This is a genomic window from Streptomyces shaanxiensis (assembly GCF_039537145.1).
Classification (GTDB): Bacteria; Actinomycetota; Actinomycetes; order Streptomycetales; family Streptomycetaceae; genus Streptomyces; species Streptomyces shaanxiensis.
In genome coordinates, this window is record NZ_BAAAZY010000022.1 from 109,291 (window position 1) to 125,852 (window position 16,562).

The following is a 16,562-nucleotide window of genomic DNA, read 5'->3' on the forward strand; positions in this document are numbered from 1 at the left end:
GATCACGCGCCGAGCGGCCAACTGCATCCCGGCGGCCGGAGACCCGCGCCGCTCACCTGGCGACAGCTACATCCCGACGGCCAGACCTTCGCCCCACTCACCGGGCAGCCAACGACATCCCCGCGTCCGAACCCGCGCCGCTCACCTGGCGGACAACTACCTCCCAGCGGCCAGACGACCTTCGCACCACTCACCACGCGGCCAACCACACCCTCGCGTCCGGACCTTCGGGCCACTCACCGGGACCGGGCTACCTCCCGGCACCCCAACCTTCGCGTCACTCGCCGGAGGCAGGCTGCATCTCGGCGTCCGGGTCCTCGCCCGTCTCCGACCGCGGTTGATTGCCGCGGGCGCGCAGCAGGTCCGCCCGGGCGTAGGTGAGATGAGCCACCGCCTTGATGATCGCGGCCGCGCCCGCGGTGACGCCCGAGGTGAGGCCCGCGATCGCCACGATGACCTGCGCGGTCTCGGAGGCGTCGAAGCCGAGGGGGTGGGGCTCGTCCAGCAGGGGCCGGCCGGCCAGGAAGGCGATGGCGTATCCGAGCAGGGCCACCGCGGCCAGGAGGATCACCTCACGGAAGCGCCGGACGGGGTCGGCGACCTGCACGGAGGCGCTGGGGACATGGTGGCGTCCTCGGTGTCTCAGCACCGCCCCCGCGAAGGCACCCAGCGCGGCGGCCGCCACGGTGGCGCCGACCACCTGCGCCGCGGGCACGTCCCCGCCGCCGGACACGCCGTCGCGGGTGAGGACCACCCCGGCGAGAACCAGGACGCAGAACGTCAGCGCGAAGGCGACCAGCCGGGCGGCGTTGTTGAACAGCGGCGGCCTGTCGTCCGGCGTCGCGGCGCGGTTGGGGTGCACCTCGCCGTCCCGGATGCCGCCGAGCAGCCGTACCGGGCTGCCCACACGGCCGCCCGACAGCAGCACCAGCACCTTGAAATGGTCGCCCTGGTGGAGCGGCACGCGCGGCAGGCGCAGCTGGTCGGCCTGGTAGCCAAAGCCCCGGGGCGAGGTGAAGTGGTCCATCAGGTGATCAAGGCAGGGCGGCTGGGTGACCGAGACGCCCCGGACGGTGCGGTCGGCGAACACCACGGTCAGGCCATGGGATTCGGGGCCCGTGTAGTCGTCGCCTCCGATGCTCTGTGTGCCGTCGTTCTCGACGCGCAGCAGCACGAGGGTCGCGTCGTCCATGCCGGGTGCCTCGTCGAACAGGCCCAGGCGGACACCGGCCGGTCTGCGCCACGCGTCGTCGTCGATCGGGCTGTCCAGCTGCACCCGGTAGCCGATCCGCTTGCGCCGCGGCACCCGGCGGTCGTACCAGACCGTGGCCACCGAGGCGACGACACCCACGACGACCGCCACCACGGCTACGACATCCTGCGCGCTCAGCCAGTCCACGGTGCCTCAACTCACGTCCGATGCAGGGCGGTTCCCGATCCCACCCTGCCCGAACGCACCGGCCCGCAACCGGCGTCGCTCACTCCAGGGCGGCCTGCCGGGTCAGCGTCGTCAGACTGTTGCGCAACTGGTTCATGTGCGTGCGGACCTCGTCCCACTTCTTGCCGTGCTCGTGGAGTACCTGCTCCGTCTCCCGGGCGATCTCGTCCGCGCGCTTGTGGGCCGCCGCGAGCACCTCGGTCGCGTGCGCCTGCGCCTCCTCCTGGAGCCGTTTCGCCGAGGCCTCCGCGTCCGCGAGCACCAGCTCCGCCTCGGCCACCGATGCCTCGGCCAGCGCCACCCGCTCCACCTCCGACGCCCTCAGCGCGGCCAGCTGCTCCTCGGCCTCCCGCTCGGCGTCGGCCCACCGCTCGGCGTGCTCCTTCGCCTGGTCGGTGAGCAGACCGTTGGTGCGCTGCCGCGTCTCCCGCAACGGGCCGAGCACCTCCCCGCGCCCCTCCTTCAGCGCGCGCTTGGCAGCGATACGAATCTCCCCCGCCTCACTTCGGGCCGCGAGCAACCGCTGACGGGCGTATTCGTCGGCCTCGGCGCCCACGGCATCGGCGTGCGCCTGCGCCGCCTCCCGCACGCCCTCCGCGTACGTCTGCGCCTCCTCCACCATGCGCCGCGCCTCCTGCCGCGCCGCCTCCCGCACGGCCGCGGCCTCCTCCTCCACCAACTCGAAGATCCGCCGCGCGCCCTCACCGAGCGTCTCGTACGTCTGCGGGGCCAGCTGCGCCACCGTCTCCCGCAGCCGCTCCGCCTCCTCGTCCATCTCCCTGGCGAGCACGGTGAGCCGGGCGGCCCGCTCCCAGGCGGCGTCACGGTTCCGGAAAAGGGCGTCGACATAGGCATCGACCTGGTCGGGACGGTAGCCACGCCCTCGTACGACCACGAAGTCGTGGAACGAGCCGGGTGCGCTGCTCATCCTGGAACCCCTCTCCGCCGGGGATACGAAAATGATGATTTAGCGCACATCTTGATGTATGGGGCGGAAGCGTTCATAACGCGACACTCCGCACGGGGGACACGGGCGGAGGCACTGAGCCCCGCAGGAAAAGCGCATACGGGCGCATACGAAGGGGCCGGCTCCCCGTCGCACAACCGGGAGCCGGCCCTTTCACCCCCGCACGCCGCCGTCAGCGGCAGCCGGGTGATGTCACGTCACGTCACGTCACGACGAGCGGCCGGGTGACGTCAGCACGCCGGCGAGCGGCCGGAGCCGTCGGGTGGTGTCGCCGGGTGGTGTCGCCTTGCGGCGAGCAGCTGGGGCCACCGGACGGTGGCCCCTCACGGCAAGCAGCGCAGCAGCCAGGCAGCGCCCACACGCAGCCAACAGGCCCAGCCGCATCCACAGCCACAGCCACAGCCACCCGACAGTGGCACCTCACAGCCAGCAGTCGGGGCAGCCGAGTCGTGCCACCTTGCGGCGAGCAGCCTCAGCGACCCGACGGGACCACCTCACGGCCAGCCGCCACAGCCACCCGACAGGGCCACCTCACGGCCAGCCGCCGCGGCAGCCCCGCGCTGTCACAGCAACCCGTCCCACATCTGCTCCAACAGCACCGACCACCAGCTCTCCGGCGAGCCGAGTGCCGCCGGGTCGAGGGAGGCGAGCTGGGCCTGGAAGTCGACGGTCCAGCGGCCCGCCTGTTCCTGGGTCAGGCCGAAGCGAAGACGCCACATGCGGCCGAGCAGCGCCAGGCAGCGCTGGAACTCGGGCAGGCCCGTGTTCACGAACTGCGGCGGTACGGGCGCACCGCCCGGCCCCGCCTCCACCGGCACGGCGACGATGTTCGCCGTCCCGTACTGCACACAGAGCGCCTTGCCGAAGTCGCTGCCCATGACGAGGTACGAGCCCGCGTCCGAGGCCGGCTGCACCCCGCGCTCCTGCGCCAACTCCGCCAGCGTCGGAACCGGCCGCCCCGGCTGGGCCTGCGCCCAGAAGAACGGACCGACGTCCATCGGCAGACCGCCGACGACCAGACTGTGCGCCACGACCGGCGGCACGCCCTGCCGGGACACGGCGGCCTGCTCGAACCGGAAGATCCCCGGCCCGAACGCCCCCGCCAGCTCCTGCGCCACGCCCTCCGGCGGAATCGGCGGCGCCGGCTGCACCTGCGGCAGCGGGGCGCGCACCGGCGCCGGGCGGGCGGGCCCGTCGGCCACCTGGTGCAACTCGCCCTGGTGCACCAGCAGCTGCCCCATGCCCTGCTGCCGGCTCGCGTGATCCGTGCCGTACGGCGCGATCGACGTGATCCGCGCCTGCGGCCACTGCTCCCGGATCATCCGAGCGCAGTACGCACCCGGCAGCTCGCACGACTCCAACTCCGTGTGCAGCTCCAGCACCTGGTCCGGCGGCACGTTCATGCCCCGCAGCTCATGGAAGATCTGCCACTCCGGGTGCGGCGTACCCGGCGCCGAACGCCGGATCAGCTGCTGCTCCGACCCGTCCTGCGCGCGGTAGCGAAGGACGGCCTGGTAGCCGGGGCCGACGGTCGGCTGACCGGTGGGCTGCTGGGGGTAGCCGTATGCCGGGGGTTGGCCCGGGGCGGAGGACTGCGCCGGGGCCGGTGCCGGGTGGCCTGGTTGGCCGAGCCGGCCGGGGGGCGGCGGTACGGCACCTGGCGGCATCGGGGGCTGGGGGGTGGCCGGGGGCATGCCTGGGGCGCCGGGCATACCGGGAGCCGCGGGCATACCTGGGCCGCCTGCCATACCGGGGGCGCCAGGAGGTTGTGGAGCGCCGGGCGCACCGGGGGCAGGGGGCATGCCGGGAGCGCCAGGCATGCCCGGGGCACCCGGAGCACCAGGCGGGTTGGGCACGCCCGGAGCACCGGGCGCCTGCGCCGACGGGACACCGGGGCCGCCCACCGGGGGCGCGGCCAGCACGGTCTCCGCATGGTGAACGGCACCCCGACCACCGCCCGCGGAGCCCTGGCCGCCCTGCCCACCGGGGGCACCGGGGGCACCGGGGACGCCAGGAGGCTGTGGAGCGCCGGGCATGCCCGGGGCACCCGGAGCACCGGGCGCGTTGGGGACGCCCGGCGGATTCTGCGCACCCGGAGCACCAGGCGCACCAGGCGCACCAGGCGGCTGCGGCGGACCGCCCATCTGACTCGGGTCGGCCAGCACAGTCGCCGCATGGTGCACAGCACCCGGAGGCGTACCGGGCGGATTCGGTCCGCCAGGCCCACCGGGAGCCCCAGGAGCACCCGGCGCACCCGGCGCGCCGGGCGGCTGCGGAGCGCCGGGCATGCCCGGGCCACCCGGAGCACCCTCAGGCCCATCCGGCCCCAACGCGGACACAAGCTGCGTCGGAACGTACCCACCCGCCGGCATCCCGGGCGCTCCCGGAGCAGACGGCGGCGGAGGCGGCGCACTCCCCGCCCGCACCCCCGGCGTCCCCGGCGCACCCGGCGGCGGAGGCGGCGGCACCGCCCCACCCCGCGCACGCGGCGGAGGCGCCGCCTTACTGGTCGCCGCATCGGCAATGTCCCCGGCGTTCGACGCAAGCGGCCGCCCCGGCGTACCAGGAGCACCAGGAGCCTGCGGCACACCCACCCCACCGGCAGGCCCGCCCTGCGGGTACCCGTACGACGGCGCACCCGGCCCAGGCGGAGGCGGCGGCGTGGCACCCGGCGGAGGCGTACCCGGCACCGGCGGCCCAGGCGGCGGAGGCGGAGGCGTCGCACCACCCTGCGAACCCGACGCACTCGACACGCTCGGCGCACCCGGCGCATTCGACGCGTCCGAACCGCCGGACCCCGCCCCCACCACCGGAGACGGAACCTGACCGCCACCCGACAACAGCGCCGTCTTGGCATCCGGCAGCGCGCTGTCGTCACCGCTCAGCGGCGGCGCGAACACCGTCTCCGGCAACGGCACCGAACGGTCCTCACCGGCATCGCCACCGGTGTCCGTCCCAGCCCACGGAGTCGCGCCTACGGGCACACCAGGCGCAGGAGCCGCAGGAGCCGCAGGAACCCCACCCTGCGTCCTAGGCAGCCCTCCACCACCGGACGTACCACCGACAGAACCGTCAGAACCGCCGGAACCAGGCCTCGTCCCGACCCCCGTCCCGGCACCGGTCCCGGCCCCCGAATCCCCAGCCCCGCCATCCCGCCGAGCATCCGAGATCCCCAACTTGTCCGCCGCCTCCTGCAACCACTCCGGCGGCGTCAACAGGAACGACGTCTGATTCAGATCCACCCGAGCCGGAGCCGCCGGCGCCGGTTCCGCCGCCGCGCCGCCACGGCCGTACTCCTCCTCGTACCGGCGAATCACCTCACCCACCGGCAGCGACGGCCACAACGTGGCCTCCCCGCTGTCCCGGGCGATCACCAGCCGCTGACCGCCCCCGTCCGAACTCGGCCCGCCCGCACGGTCCTCGGCCCACACCACGAACCCGAGCTCGAACTCCCGCACCCGCACCTCACGATGCTGGTACGACGGCACATCCCCGTTGATCCACTCTTCCGCGCGCTCCTGCGCCTGTGCGAACGTCACCATCGCGAAGCTCACTCCCCCACAGCCGCGGCAGCCACGGGCACCACACGCGCGAACCCGCCGTCCACCATCAGATTCGCCACCGTCTCCAACTCCGGCGGAGAACCCGCCAGTCGGGACAGAAACGCGTCGAAGTCCTCACCGCACGGCACCAGCAACCGCTCCACCCGCTCGGCCGCCGGCCACGCCGGATCCACGTCCCGCGCATCGTCGTACGCGCAGAACCACACCGAACCGAGCCGCTCGCCCTTCACCTTCACGGCCAACAACCCGCCCTGCACGAACCCGACACCCAGGTAGTCCTTGGTCAGATGGTCCCGCAGGCACTTGTTGACATAGACCAGGTCATTTATCGCAGCCTCGTCCCGCACGGTGAACAGCGGCTGATCGACCAGCAGCCCCAACTCCGCGTCCAGAGCCGTCCCCACCGGGGCACACCCGCCCGCCGCCTTCAGGAACGACCGATACGCACCCGGCAGCCGATACCCCAAATCCTCCTCGACGCCCAGCACCTGCGACTCCGTCACCGCCACACCCGACTTCGGCAGCCCGAAGTGCGCCGGCCGCGTGTCCTGCAACGGCCGCGTCCCCCGCTTGTTCTGATCCACCGCCGACGTCGCGATCCCACCGTGATGCCGCAGCAACGCCTTCACCTCGACCGGAACCAACTCCAGCCGCCGCGAACCCACCGCGTGATGCCACGTCCAGCCGTGCGGCGTCGCCACCGACGGCACCGTGTCCCACAGATCGTGCCCCGACGCCGCCAGCGCCGCGTTCGCCGACACATAGTCCGTCAGCCGCAACTCGTCGACACCGAAGCCCTCCGGCGGCTCCGCGATCTCCGCCGCCGCACGCGCGTACGGCGAGAAGTCGGGGTAACCACGCTCGTCGACCCGTACTCCTCTCGGGTGACGGGACGCCCGTACCGGATCCGGGAAATGCACGACCTGCCCGGCGTAGGCCGCGTTCGGCGGCGCGGCTTGCTGCCCGAGCCGACCTGTCGTCATGGCGGTTGCCCCCTGCGGCGTTCTGATACGGGCCCGCCCTGACCACACACGGTCACAACGCCCCGTATCGACTGTCTCGTCTGCGTCCACACGTCACCGCATGGAAAGCGGTGCCGACAGCCTATGCGGTACGACGAGACCGGTCACCGGCGCCGGTCATGCCCCCCTCCGCTTCCGTGACCAGCCGTCACCCCGCCGTGACAGCCCGCCCAAACCCGGGCGTGTCGCGCCGCCCCAGCTTCCGCACCCGCCACGCCGTTTGGCACTCTGTGACGTCCGAGAGCATGCCCGGGGGATGCTCGGGAGGGGATGACGATCATGAACACCACGCAGACGGGACCCGACGCGGCGAGGTCCGGCGACCCCCGCATCGGCTGGAGCGCCACCGAAACCCCCCACGCGCCCGCCCTCCGCCACCGCCGCGACGGCATACTCCCCACCGTCGCCGCCGCCCTCTCCGTCCGCGGCGCCACCCTCACCGGCACCGCCGCCCGCGGCGACCAGGCCCCTTCCCTGCACCACCTCGTCCAGGACTTCCTCGACACCCTCACCAGCGGCGAACGCGACCGCTTCACCGGCCGCTGCGCCGAGACGATCCTGATCTCCCGCCACCTCGCCACCGCCGACGAAGCCCGCAGCAAACGCGCCGCCCGCAAACCCATGACCAACGGCGAAGCCCGCAAAGCCCTCAAACAGGCCAAGCTCACCGCCCGCCGCATCCGCGAGGACGGCGACCCCCTCCACGGCAGCTTCGCCGCCCCCTGCCGCGCCTGCACCGCGCTCAGCGCCCACTTCGGCGTCCGCATCGTCGACCCGACAGCGGCAGACGACTGACCCCCCCTACCCCCACCAGCAAGACGGCATCAGCTAGACGGCACCCGCAAGACCACATCAGCCAGACCACACCCGCAAGACGGCATCAGCCAGACAGCACCAGTAAAAACGGCACCAGCAAGACGGCACCCCGCCGGGCCGCCGCAACCCCGGCGTATCGACGAACGAAGGGCAGATGCACACCGACCGCACCTCCACCACCCGCTTCCCCGTCCCCGTCGACGCCGCCCTGCGCGCCGCCGGCTGGCAACCCGGACGCTGGGACATCAAGCAGGCCGAGATCTGGGCCGACGCCCTCCGCGAACACGTCTCACCCGCCGGCCACCGCCACGCCGTCTTCCCCGCCGCGGTGGAAGCCTGGGCCGAATTCGGCGGCCTCCACCTCACACCCACCGGCCCCGGCCGCCAGATCGCCCCCGCCACCGTCCACTTCGACCCGCTCCACGGCCTCCACATGGCCCGCACCCTCGGCGACCTCGGCCTCGCCCTCGACACCGAGGTCTGCCCCCTCGGCGCCGAAACCGACACCCAGGCCCTCCTCGCCATCGACACCGAAGGCCGCGTCTACACCCTCGACCACACCGGCGACTGGTACCTCGGCCCCGACATCGACCAAGCCCTCGCCGGACTGGTCGCAGGCATAGAACCGGTACGACTCACAGCGGGCTGACACACGAAAAAGCCACCACGGCAACGGAACCCGACGCCCGGCAAGGCGAAACACTGCACGGCTACGCCGCCGGAATCACCGCCGACACCCGAAAACCCCCCGCATCCGTCGGCCCGGACACGAACACCCCGCCCAACGCGACGACCCGCTCCTTCATCCCCACCAGGCCGTTACCACCCGACGGCAACCGCGCCGACGACTCCGACGCCACCTCCGGCGGCGGCTCGTTCTCCACCTGCATCGCGATCTCCGACACCCGGTGCGCCAGGCGCACATGCGTCTTCGCCCCCGCCGCATGCTTGTGGACGTTCGTCAACGCCTCCTGCACCACCCGGAACGCCGTCTGCTCGACCTCCCGCGCATACGACCGCGACTCCCCCTCCACGGACAGATCCACCACCATCCCCGCGGCGGCCGACTGCCCGACCAACTCGTCCAACTCGGACAGACAGGGCCCCTCGGCAACCCCCTCGTCCACCCCGCCCCGCTCCCGATCAGCCGCGGCAGCGGCAGCGGCCCCCACAGCGGCAAGCGGCACGACGGCCTGCCGAACCCTCTCCCCACCACCGCCGACACCAGCACCGCCGGCACCAGCACCGCTACGCAGCACCCCGAGCATCTCCCGCAACTCGGTCAACGCCTGCCGCCCCATGTCCCCCACCAACGCGGCGTTCCTCACCGCCTTCTCGGGATCCTTCCTGGCCACGGCCTGCAACGCGGCAGCATGCACCACCATCAGACTCACCCGGTGGGCGACAACGTCATGCATCTCCCGGGCGATCCGCGTCCGCTCCTCGTTCCGCGCCCACTCGGCCCGCTCCTCCGCCCGCTCGGCGAGCAGCTGAAGCTCCCGCTCAAGACTGTCGGCCCGCTCCCGAAGACTCTCCATCAACCGCCGCCGGGCCCCCACGTACAGCCCGAGCAGAAGCGGCGGCGCGGTCACGCCGAGAGCGGTGGTGACGGAGGCGAACGGAATCACCCAGTCCCCGAAGGTCAGGTTCCCCCGCGCCACGTCCTGCCGCACCCACACGAACGTCACGATCAGTGTGCCGACGAACGACATGCCGGCCAGTGAGGCGATGATCCGCCGCGGAAGCTCGGAGGCGGCGAGGGTGTAGAGCCCGACGATGCCCATCAGGAACCCCATCTGGGCGGGCATCACGGCGATGGACACGAGCACGACGGCTATGGGCCACCGACGCCGCAGCACCAGCACCGACCCGGCCAGAACCCCGAACACCACCCCCGCGGCCGCCGGAATCCCGGCATCCTCCGCGAACCGAACCCCCTCGACCCCACACTCCAACGCGGACGCGACACCCAGGCTCACGTCCAGCACGGCACTGCGCAACCTGCCCCACCACCACGGCCCCGCCCCCGGTGGCGGGGCCTCGGCGTGGTCTTCCCCCGTCGTGGTCATGGCTCCAGCCTAAGGGCCGTGGGGCGCCGATTTCCGGGGAGTTTTCCCGACTGGCCTACACCACACTCCGTGACCGAACGTAAGCGAAACCGCCCGATATCCCTCGAACTGCTGAATCGCACACCGTTCGACCGCGGAACCGATCATTCCGCCCGGACCGTATGCCCATGGCACATTCGCACGGCAAATACGCCGACTTCGAGGGGTTGCGGGAGCAGGCGGTGGCGCTGCGGCGGGCAGGCCTCAGCCGACGCCAGATCCGCGACCGGCTGCACGTCGACAACAACGACATCCTCAACCGGCTCCTGGAGGGCGAGCCGCCGCCGGAATGGACAAAGCGCCCGAACGCGAAGGACGACCTGAGGGACAGGGCGAGGGAGCTCCGACTCCAGGGCTGGACCTACGACCAGATCCAGGTGGAGCTGGGGTGCTCCAAGAGCTCGGTGTCGCTGTGGGTGCGAGACCTACCGAAGCCGGAACGCCGCGATCCGACGGAACAAGCGAAGCTGGCAGCCCGGAAGCGCTGGGAGCACGAACTGGCGGTACGAGACGAGGAGCGGCAGCGCACAAAGGAGGCAGCCAAGCGGGCGATCGGCCGGCTGTCACCACGCGAACTGTTCCTCGTGGGCGTAAGCCTGTACTGGGCAGAGGGCGGCAAGGACAAGCCGTACGACCGCCGCGAGAACGTCGCCTTCATCAACAGCGACCCCGGCATGATCCAGGTCTTCCTCGCCTGGCTGGATCTCCTCGAAGTCGAGCGTGAGCGCCTCCGGTACAGCGTCATGATCCACGAGAACGCGGACGCGGTAGGCGCCGAGCGATACTGGGCCGACCTTGTCGGCGCCGATCGCTCCGCTTTCAACAAGACAACCCTCAAGAAGCACAATCCCAAGACGGTTCGCAGGAACGTCGGCGACACATACCGCGGCTGTCTGGTGATCAAAGTCCTGAAGGGAGCGGACTTGTACCGTCGCATCGAGGGCTCTTGGTACGGCATAGTGTTGGGAGCCACCCAGCCGGTCGACGGAATGTCCGATTAGCCGGGATTATTCCCCCGTGGTGTAATTGGCAACACACGTCACTTTGGATGATGTATTTCAGGTTCGAGTCCTGGCGGGGGAGCACATGCTCGGTTCGGGCCCTGACTGCTATCAGCTTCAGTCAGGGCCCGCTCCCATGTCCCCCACAATTCGCCCCGGTATCCTGCGGATGTCACCCCACCCCCTCCACAGCCGAAGGGCATCCCGTGAGCGCCATTCGCCCGGCAGCCGTCGTCGTTCTCGCAGCGGGTGAGGGCACCCGTATGAAGTCGGCCACACCCAAGGTCCTGCACGAGATCTGCGGACGCAGCCTCGTGGGGCATGTGCTCGCCGCCGCGCGTGAGTTGCAGCCCGAGCATCTCGTCGTGGTCGTGGGGCACGCGCGGGAGAAGGTCACCGCGCATCTCGGTGAGACCGACCCCGGCGTCCGTACCGCCGTGCAGGCGGAGCAGAACGGCACTGGGCATGCCGTTCGGATGGCTCTCGAGGAGCTCGGCGGCTCGGTGGACGGGACCGTGGTCGTCGTCTGCGGCGACACTCCCCTCCTCACCGGCGAGACCCTGACCCGCCTCGCCGCCACGCACTCCGCCGACGGCAACGCCGTGACCGTGCTGACCGCCGAGGTTCCGGACGCGACGGGCTACGGCCGGATCGTGCGGGACGGTGCCTCGGGTGCCGTGACCGCGATCGTGGAGCACAAGGACGCGAGCGAGTCGCAGCGGGCGATCCGGGAGATCAACTCCGGGGTCTTCGCCTTCGACGGGCAGCTGCTCGCCGACGCCCTGGGGAAGGTGCGTACGGACAACAGTCAGGGCGAGGAGTATCTGACCGACGTTCTCGGCATCCTTCGTGAGGCCGGTCACCGCGTCGGTGCGTCCGTCGCGGTCGATCACCGTGAGATCGCGGGGATCAACAACCGTGTGCAGCTCTCGGAGGCCCGCCGGATCCTCAACGACCGGCTGCTGAACCGTGCCATGCTCGACGGTGTCACGGTGGTCGATCCGGCGACGACGTGGGTCGACGTGACCGTCACGTTCGAGCAGGACGCGCTCGTCCACCCGGGCACCCAGCTTCAGGGCGCCACGCATCTCGGTGAGGGTGCGGAGGTCGGGCCCAATTGCCGGCTGAAGGACACGAAGGTCGGTGCCGGGGCGCGGGTGGACAACACTGTGGCGGACGGTGCCACTGTGGGGGCGCATGCGAGCGTGGGGCCGTTTGCCTATCTTCGTCCGGGGACCCGGTTGGGTGCGAAGGGCAAGATCGGTACGTACGTGGAGACGAAGAACTCGTCGATCGGTGAGGGTACGAAGGTGCCGCATCTGTCCTATGTCGGTGACGCGACGATCGGTGAGTACACGAACATCGGTGCGGCGAGTGTCTTCGTGAATTACGACGGGCAGGACAAGCACCACACGACGGTGGGCTCTCATTGCCGTACCGGTTCGGACAACATGTTTGTGGCTCCTGTCACGGTCGGGGACGGTGCGTACACCGCTGCCGGGTCCGTGATCACGAAGGATGTGCCGCCCGGTTCGCTGGCCGTGGCCCGTGGTCAGCAGCGGAATATCGAGGGTTGGGTGGCTCGTAAGCGTCCGGGCAGTGCGGCCGCGAAGGCGGCTGAGGCGGCTTCGCGGCAGGTCGAGGGCGAAGTCTGACCGGAAACGGGTGCGTCAAACACGGCGTACCGTGATAAGTGCACACCCGCACGCCACCAGCTCGACACCCAGCTGAGACACCTCTGAGGAGACAGTGCTGTGACCGGGATCAAGACGACCGGCGAGAAGAAGTTGATGTTCTTCTCCGGCCGCGCCCACCCCGAGCTTGCCGAGGAGGTCGCCCAGCAGTTGGGGGTCGGGGTCGTCCCGACGAAGGCCTTCGACTTCGCCAACGGCGAGATCTATGTGCGTTATCAGGAGTCGGCGCGTGGCGCCGACTGCTTTGTGATCCAGAGCCACACGGCTCCGATCAATCAGTGGATCATGGAGCAGTTGATCATGATCGACGCGTTGAAGCGTGCGTCGGCGCGCTCCATCACGGTCATCGTGCCGTTCTACGGTTACGCGCGGCAGGACAAGAAGCACCGTGGGCGTGAACCGATTTCGGCGCGTCTGATCGCGGATCTGATGAAGACGTCGGGTGCGGACCGGATCCTGACGGTGGATCTGCACACGGACCAGATTCAGGGCTTTTTCGACGGTCCTGTCGACCATCTCTTCGCTCTTCCGCTTCTCGCGGACTATGTGGGCCGGAAGGTCGACCGGGAGAAGCTGACGGTCGTGTCGCCGGACGCGGGGCGGGTGCGGGTGGCCGACCGTTGGTGTGACCGGCTGGGTGCGCCGCTGGCGATCGTGCACAAGCGGCGTGACAAGGACGTGGCGAACCAGGTGACGGTCCACGAGGTCGTGGGTGAGGTCCGGGGCCGGGTGTGTGTGCTGGTCGATGACATGATCGACACGGGTGGGACGATCTGTGCCGCTGCGGACGCGCTGTTCGCGCATGGTGCGGAGGACGTGATCGTGACGGCGACGCACGGTGTGTTGTCCGGGCCTGCGGCGGACCGGTTGAAGAACTCGCGGGTGAGTGAGTTCGTGTTCACGAACACGCTGCCGACGCCGGGTGAGCTGAGCCGGGATCTGGACAAGCTGACGGTGTTGTCGATCGCGCCGACGATCGCGAGTGCGGTGCGTGAGGTGTTCGAGGACGGTTCGGTGACGAGCCTGTTCGACGAGCAGTAGGGATGCTGAGTACGCATCTCGCGTAGATCCTTTTGGGTGCGGCCTCCTGGTCCGAGTAGACTGCTTCAGTTGCTCGGCGAGGGAGGCCGTACCTGTTGGTGCAGGTGTCGGCTGTCCGTTATCGACGCGCTCTTCGTAGCAGGCCGTTCGTGGCCGGGTAACCACGTCCGTTCCTAGTTCTACGAGGAGTGATCCGTATGTCCGAGGTGAAGCTCACCGCCGAGACGCGCACCGAGTTCGGCAAGGGTGCCGCGCGTCGTATCCGCCGTGACAGCAAGGTTCCGGTTGTCCTGTACGGGCACGGCGCTGACCCGCTGCACCTGACCCTGCCGGGTCACGACCTGCTGCTCGCGCTGCGTACGCCGAACGTTCTGATCTCCCTGGAGATCGACGGCAAGGCCAACGAGCTGGCGATCCCGAAGTCGGTGCAGCGTGACCCGATCAAGGGCTTCCTGGAGCACGTCGACCTGCTGCTGGTCAAGCGTGGCGAGAAGGTCACGGTCGAGATTCCGGTGCACACCGAGGGCGAGCTGGCCGCGGGTGGCAACCTGCTGGAGCACGTGCTGAACGCGCTGCCGGTCGAGGCCGAGGCCACGCACATCCCGGAGTCCGTCACGGTGTCCGTGGAGGGCCTGGAGGCCGGTGCTTCGGTGCTGGCGAAGGACATCACGCTGCCGAAGGGCACCACGCTGGCCGTCGAGGAGGACGCGGTGGTCCTTCAGGTGCTGGCCGCGCAGGCCGAGGAGGCCCCGGAGGGCGAGGCCGCCGAGGGCGAAGAGGTCGCCGAGGCCTGATTCCCAGGTCTGGCAGAGGCGTGATCGTCGGCTCTGTCATCGGTTCGTCAGCCGCTGTTCCCGCTGGGGGCAGCGGCTGGCGCGTATCAAGGAGTTATGGACGTGACGACCGACCCGAGCGCCCCGTGGCTGATCGCCGGCCTCGGCAATCCGGGGCCCGAGTACGCGATGAACCGGCACAACGTGGGGTTCATGGTGGCGGATCTGCTGGCCGAGCGGATCGGGGGGAAGTTCAAGCGGGGCGGTAAGGCTCAGGCGCAGGTGGTCGAGGGGCGGATCGGGCCGCCGGGGCCGTTGAACCGGCGGGTGATCCTGGTGAAGCCGATGTCGTTCATGAATCTGTCCGGGGGTCCGGTGAACGCGTTGCGGGACTTCTACAAGGTGCCGGTGGGCAATATCGTCGCGATTCATGACGAGTTGGACATTGATTACGGTGCGCTGCGGCTGAAGCTCGGTGGTGGGGACAACGGGCACAACGGGCTGAAGTCGATGACTAAGGCGATGAGTTCGGAGTATCACCGGGTGCGGTTCGGGATCGGGCGGCCTCCGGGCCGTATGCCGGTGGCGGACTTTGTGTTGAAGGATTTCTCGTCGGCGGAGCGCAAGGAGCTCGACTACTTCGTGGATCGGGCGGCCGACGCGGTGGAGTGTTTGGTGATCGAGGGGTTGGAGCGGGCGCAAAGCACGTACAACTCGTGACTTGTCCGCCCAGCCGAACGGGCAGAGGTTGACCGCTTGTAGGGGCATGGCCAAGGATCGCGGCCATGCCTTCTGCCGTTGTCTCCAGTCAGGGTGCCGTGTCCGTGCTGCGGTTCGGGCGCGCCGCGGCGATGGGTACGGTCGCGGTGCTGATTCTGATCGCGGGTGTGTGGGCGTCGTGGGGCACGGCTCATCATGTGATGCTCACGAAGGGGCGGGAGAGCGGCACGATCGAGGTGACGGGGTGTGGTGCGGACACGTGCAGTGGGCCGTACACGCCGATCTCGGCGGGGTCGCAGCCGCGTGCGTCGGTCGTCATCGAGAAGAACGTGGCGGTGCGCAAGGGGCAGACGTACACGGTTGTGGTGAAGCCGGGCAGTGACGATGTCGTGCGGTCCGGGCCGGCGGGTGTTCTCTACGCCTGGGTTCCGCTGGGTGGTGCGCTGTTGCTGGCTTCGGTCGTTGTCGCAGGTGGGCTGCGGCGGACGCGGGCGGCGTGGGTGATGGCCGGGTCGGGGATCGCGCTGCTCACGGCAGCTTTCGTGACGATCTGAGGATTTCGCCGTTCTCCATGTCTGTGGAGGATCTGAGTGTTCTCTGTTCGTGATTGACCTGGGGTCAGTCCGGGCTGGATGCTGAGCCGCCCCCTCCACATCTTCCCGTTCCTTTCACGAAGATGGACTACTGCCTCATGCGAACCCTCACCCGCGTCGGCGCCCTGTCCGCCGTCGCCGCGGCCGCTGTCTTCTCCGCACCGGCCGCCGCCCACGCCACCGCTCCGGGTGACAACGGCACCGTCAAGATTCACGACGCCGCCACCGGCGAGGAGCTGCGTAAGAACGAGCCGCACGTCTGCGAGTTCTACCTGGACGCTTTCGGTTTCGACAGCGTGCAGAAGGTCGACTGGCACATCGAGGCGTGGGCGCCGACCGCCGCCGTCAAGGGCGAGACGGTGGAGTCCGGTGCCATCACCCTGGACGGTGAGGGTCATGGCCGTACGGAGGACATGACGCTGCCCGACGGGCACTACAAGCTGTTCTGGAACTTCGAGGGCGAGAACGGCTCGGCCAAGCACAAGGTGTTCTGGTCGGAGTGCGAGGACGAGGAGGAGGGCGGTGGCACGGCCACGCCGTCCACTCCCGCGTCCGAGACGCCGGGCGAGTCCACGACCGAGCCGTCCGCGAGCCCGTCCGCGCCTGCCGAGGCCACCCCGTCGTCGTCCCCGTCGCCGCAGGGCGGTGCGGAGGGCGACCTCGCCGAGACCGGGAACGGTGCTCCGGTGGGCCTGCTGTCCGCGGCTGCCGCGGCGTTGCTGGGCGCGGGTGGGTACCTGGTGTTCCGGCGTCGTAAGGCCTGAGGGCTGTAGGACGTAAGAAGGGGTGCCCCCGTGCTTCGTACGAGCACGGGGGCACCCCTCTT

The 16,562-nt window shown here is 70.2% G+C and carries 14 protein-coding genes and 1 tRNA gene; 10 read left to right on the top strand and 5 right to left on the bottom strand.

From position 1 onward, the window contains the following. Positions 1 to 277: 277 nt before the first annotated feature. From ABD932_RS44110 to ABD932_RS33355, 4 genes are all read right to left on the bottom strand, one after another. Entirely contained in the window at positions 278 to 1,399 is a 1,122-nt protein-coding gene (locus ABD932_RS44110; RefSeq protein ID WP_425587553.1) for a hypothetical protein, read from the bottom strand. A gap of 79 nt (positions 1,400 to 1,478) precedes the next feature. Next, positions 1,479 to 2,366 (bottom strand): cellulose-binding protein, encoded by an 888-nt coding sequence (locus tag ABD932_RS33345; RefSeq protein WP_345018559.1) that lies wholly within the window; start codon positions 2,364 to 2,366, stop codon positions 1,479 to 1,481. Positions 2,367 to 2,968: 602 nt separating this feature from the next. Then, complete coding sequence (locus ABD932_RS33350) at positions 2,969 to 5,947, bottom strand: SUKH-4 family immunity protein (protein WP_345018560.1); 2,979 nt, start codon at positions 5,945 to 5,947, stop codon at positions 2,969 to 2,971. An 8-nt stretch (positions 5,948 to 5,955) separates the two neighbouring features. After that, positions 5,956 to 6,951: an SMI1/KNR4 family protein gene (locus ABD932_RS33355; RefSeq protein WP_345018561.1), complete on the bottom strand. Its 996-nt coding sequence runs from the start codon at positions 6,949 to 6,951 to the stop codon at positions 5,956 to 5,958. A 309-nt stretch (positions 6,952 to 7,260) separates the two neighbouring features. On the opposite strand from ABD932_RS33355, the gene ABD932_RS33360 reads away from it, so the two are divergent. Beyond that, positions 7,261 to 7,785, top strand: a complete 525-nt coding sequence (locus ABD932_RS33360) for a YwqJ-related putative deaminase (RefSeq protein ID WP_345018563.1) — start codon at positions 7,261 to 7,263, stop codon at positions 7,783 to 7,785. A gap of 175 nt (positions 7,786 to 7,960) precedes the next feature. Then, entirely contained in the window at positions 7,961 to 8,455 is a 495-nt protein-coding gene (locus tag ABD932_RS33365) for an SUKH-3 domain-containing protein (RefSeq protein ID WP_345018565.1), read from the top strand. Between the two features lie 61 nt (positions 8,456 to 8,516). Here the strand turns inward: ABD932_RS33365 and ABD932_RS33370 are convergent, their stop codons facing one another. Next, complete coding sequence (locus ABD932_RS33370) at positions 8,517 to 9,875, bottom strand: sensor histidine kinase (RefSeq protein ID WP_345018567.1); 1,359 nt, start codon at positions 9,873 to 9,875, stop codon at positions 8,517 to 8,519. Positions 9,876 to 10,042: 167 nt separating this feature from the next. Between ABD932_RS33370 and ABD932_RS33375 the strand changes: the two genes are divergently transcribed. The 8 genes from ABD932_RS33375 to ABD932_RS33410 all read left to right on the top strand — a co-directional run bounded on the left by ABD932_RS33375 (position 10,043) and on the right by ABD932_RS33410 (position 16,500). Next, positions 10,043 to 10,915 (top strand): hypothetical protein, encoded by an 873-nt coding sequence (locus tag ABD932_RS33375; RefSeq protein ID WP_345018569.1) that lies wholly within the window; start codon positions 10,043 to 10,045, stop codon positions 10,913 to 10,915. Between the two features lie 10 nt (positions 10,916 to 10,925). Next, a tRNA-Gln gene (locus ABD932_RS33380) sits at positions 10,926 to 10,997 on the top strand. A 124-nt stretch (positions 10,998 to 11,121) separates the two neighbouring features. Next, positions 11,122 to 12,570: a bifunctional UDP-N-acetylglucosamine diphosphorylase/glucosamine-1-phosphate N-acetyltransferase GlmU gene (gene glmU / locus ABD932_RS33385; protein ID WP_345018571.1), complete on the top strand. Its 1,449-nt coding sequence runs from the start codon at positions 11,122 to 11,124 to the stop codon at positions 12,568 to 12,570. 99 nt (positions 12,571 to 12,669) lie between these two features. Beyond that, positions 12,670 to 13,650, top strand: coding sequence for a ribose-phosphate diphosphokinase (locus tag ABD932_RS33390; RefSeq protein WP_345018573.1), 981 nt, complete (start codon positions 12,670 to 12,672; stop codon positions 13,648 to 13,650). A gap of 197 nt (positions 13,651 to 13,847) precedes the next feature. Next, positions 13,848 to 14,444 carry a 50S ribosomal protein L25/general stress protein Ctc gene (locus ABD932_RS33395; protein ID WP_345018575.1) on the top strand — a complete coding sequence of 199 codons (597 nt, stop codon included), beginning with the start codon at positions 13,848 to 13,850 and terminating at the stop codon, positions 14,442 to 14,444. 96 nt (positions 14,445 to 14,540) lie between these two features. Next, positions 14,541 to 15,143 carry an aminoacyl-tRNA hydrolase gene (gene pth / locus ABD932_RS33400; protein WP_345018577.1) on the top strand — a complete coding sequence of 201 codons (603 nt, stop codon included), beginning with the start codon at positions 14,541 to 14,543 and terminating at the stop codon, positions 15,141 to 15,143. A 65-nt stretch (positions 15,144 to 15,208) separates the two neighbouring features. After that, entirely contained in the window at positions 15,209 to 15,697 is a 489-nt protein-coding gene (locus tag ABD932_RS33405) for a hypothetical protein (RefSeq protein ID WP_345018579.1), read from the top strand. Positions 15,698 to 15,834: 137 nt separating this feature from the next. Continuing rightward, a complete protein-coding gene (locus ABD932_RS33410; RefSeq protein WP_345018581.1) occupies positions 15,835 to 16,500 on the top strand; it encodes an LPXTG cell wall anchor domain-containing protein in 666 nt (221 codons plus the stop codon). Positions 16,501 to 16,562 lie beyond the last annotated feature (62 nt).

Bases quoted from the DNA above. Each gene is read 5' to 3' on its own strand.
- ABD932_RS33370 (WP_345018567.1), bottom strand. From the start codon at position 9,875: ATGACCACGACGGGGGAAGACCACGCCGAGGCCCCGCCACCGGGGGCG.
- ABD932_RS33375 (WP_345018569.1), top strand. From the start codon at position 10,043: ATGGCACATTCGCACGGCAAATACGCCGACTTCGAGGGGTTGCGGGAG.
- ABD932_RS33365 (WP_345018565.1), top strand. From the start codon at position 7,961: ATGCACACCGACCGCACCTCCACCACCCGCTTCCCCGTCCCCGTCGAC.
- ABD932_RS33360 (WP_345018563.1), top strand. From the start codon at position 7,261: ATGACGATCATGAACACCACGCAGACGGGACCCGACGCGGCGAGGTCC.
- ABD932_RS33410 (WP_345018581.1), top strand. From the start codon at position 15,835: ATGCGAACCCTCACCCGCGTCGGCGCCCTGTCCGCCGTCGCCGCGGCC.
- ABD932_RS33355 (WP_345018561.1), bottom strand. From the start codon at position 6,951: ATGACGACAGGTCGGCTCGGGCAGCAAGCCGCGCCGCCGAACGCGGCC.
- ABD932_RS33345 (WP_345018559.1), bottom strand. From the start codon at position 2,366: ATGAGCAGCGCACCCGGCTCGTTCCACGACTTCGTGGTCGTACGAGGG.
- ABD932_RS33405 (WP_345018579.1), top strand. From the start codon at position 15,209: ATGCCTTCTGCCGTTGTCTCCAGTCAGGGTGCCGTGTCCGTGCTGCGG.
- pth (WP_345018577.1), top strand. From the start codon at position 14,541: ATGGACGTGACGACCGACCCGAGCGCCCCGTGGCTGATCGCCGGCCTC.
- ABD932_RS33395 (WP_345018575.1), top strand. From the start codon at position 13,848: ATGTCCGAGGTGAAGCTCACCGCCGAGACGCGCACCGAGTTCGGCAAG.
- ABD932_RS33350 (WP_345018560.1), bottom strand. From the start codon at position 5,947: ATGGTGACGTTCGCACAGGCGCAGGAGCGCGCGGAAGAGTGGATCAAC.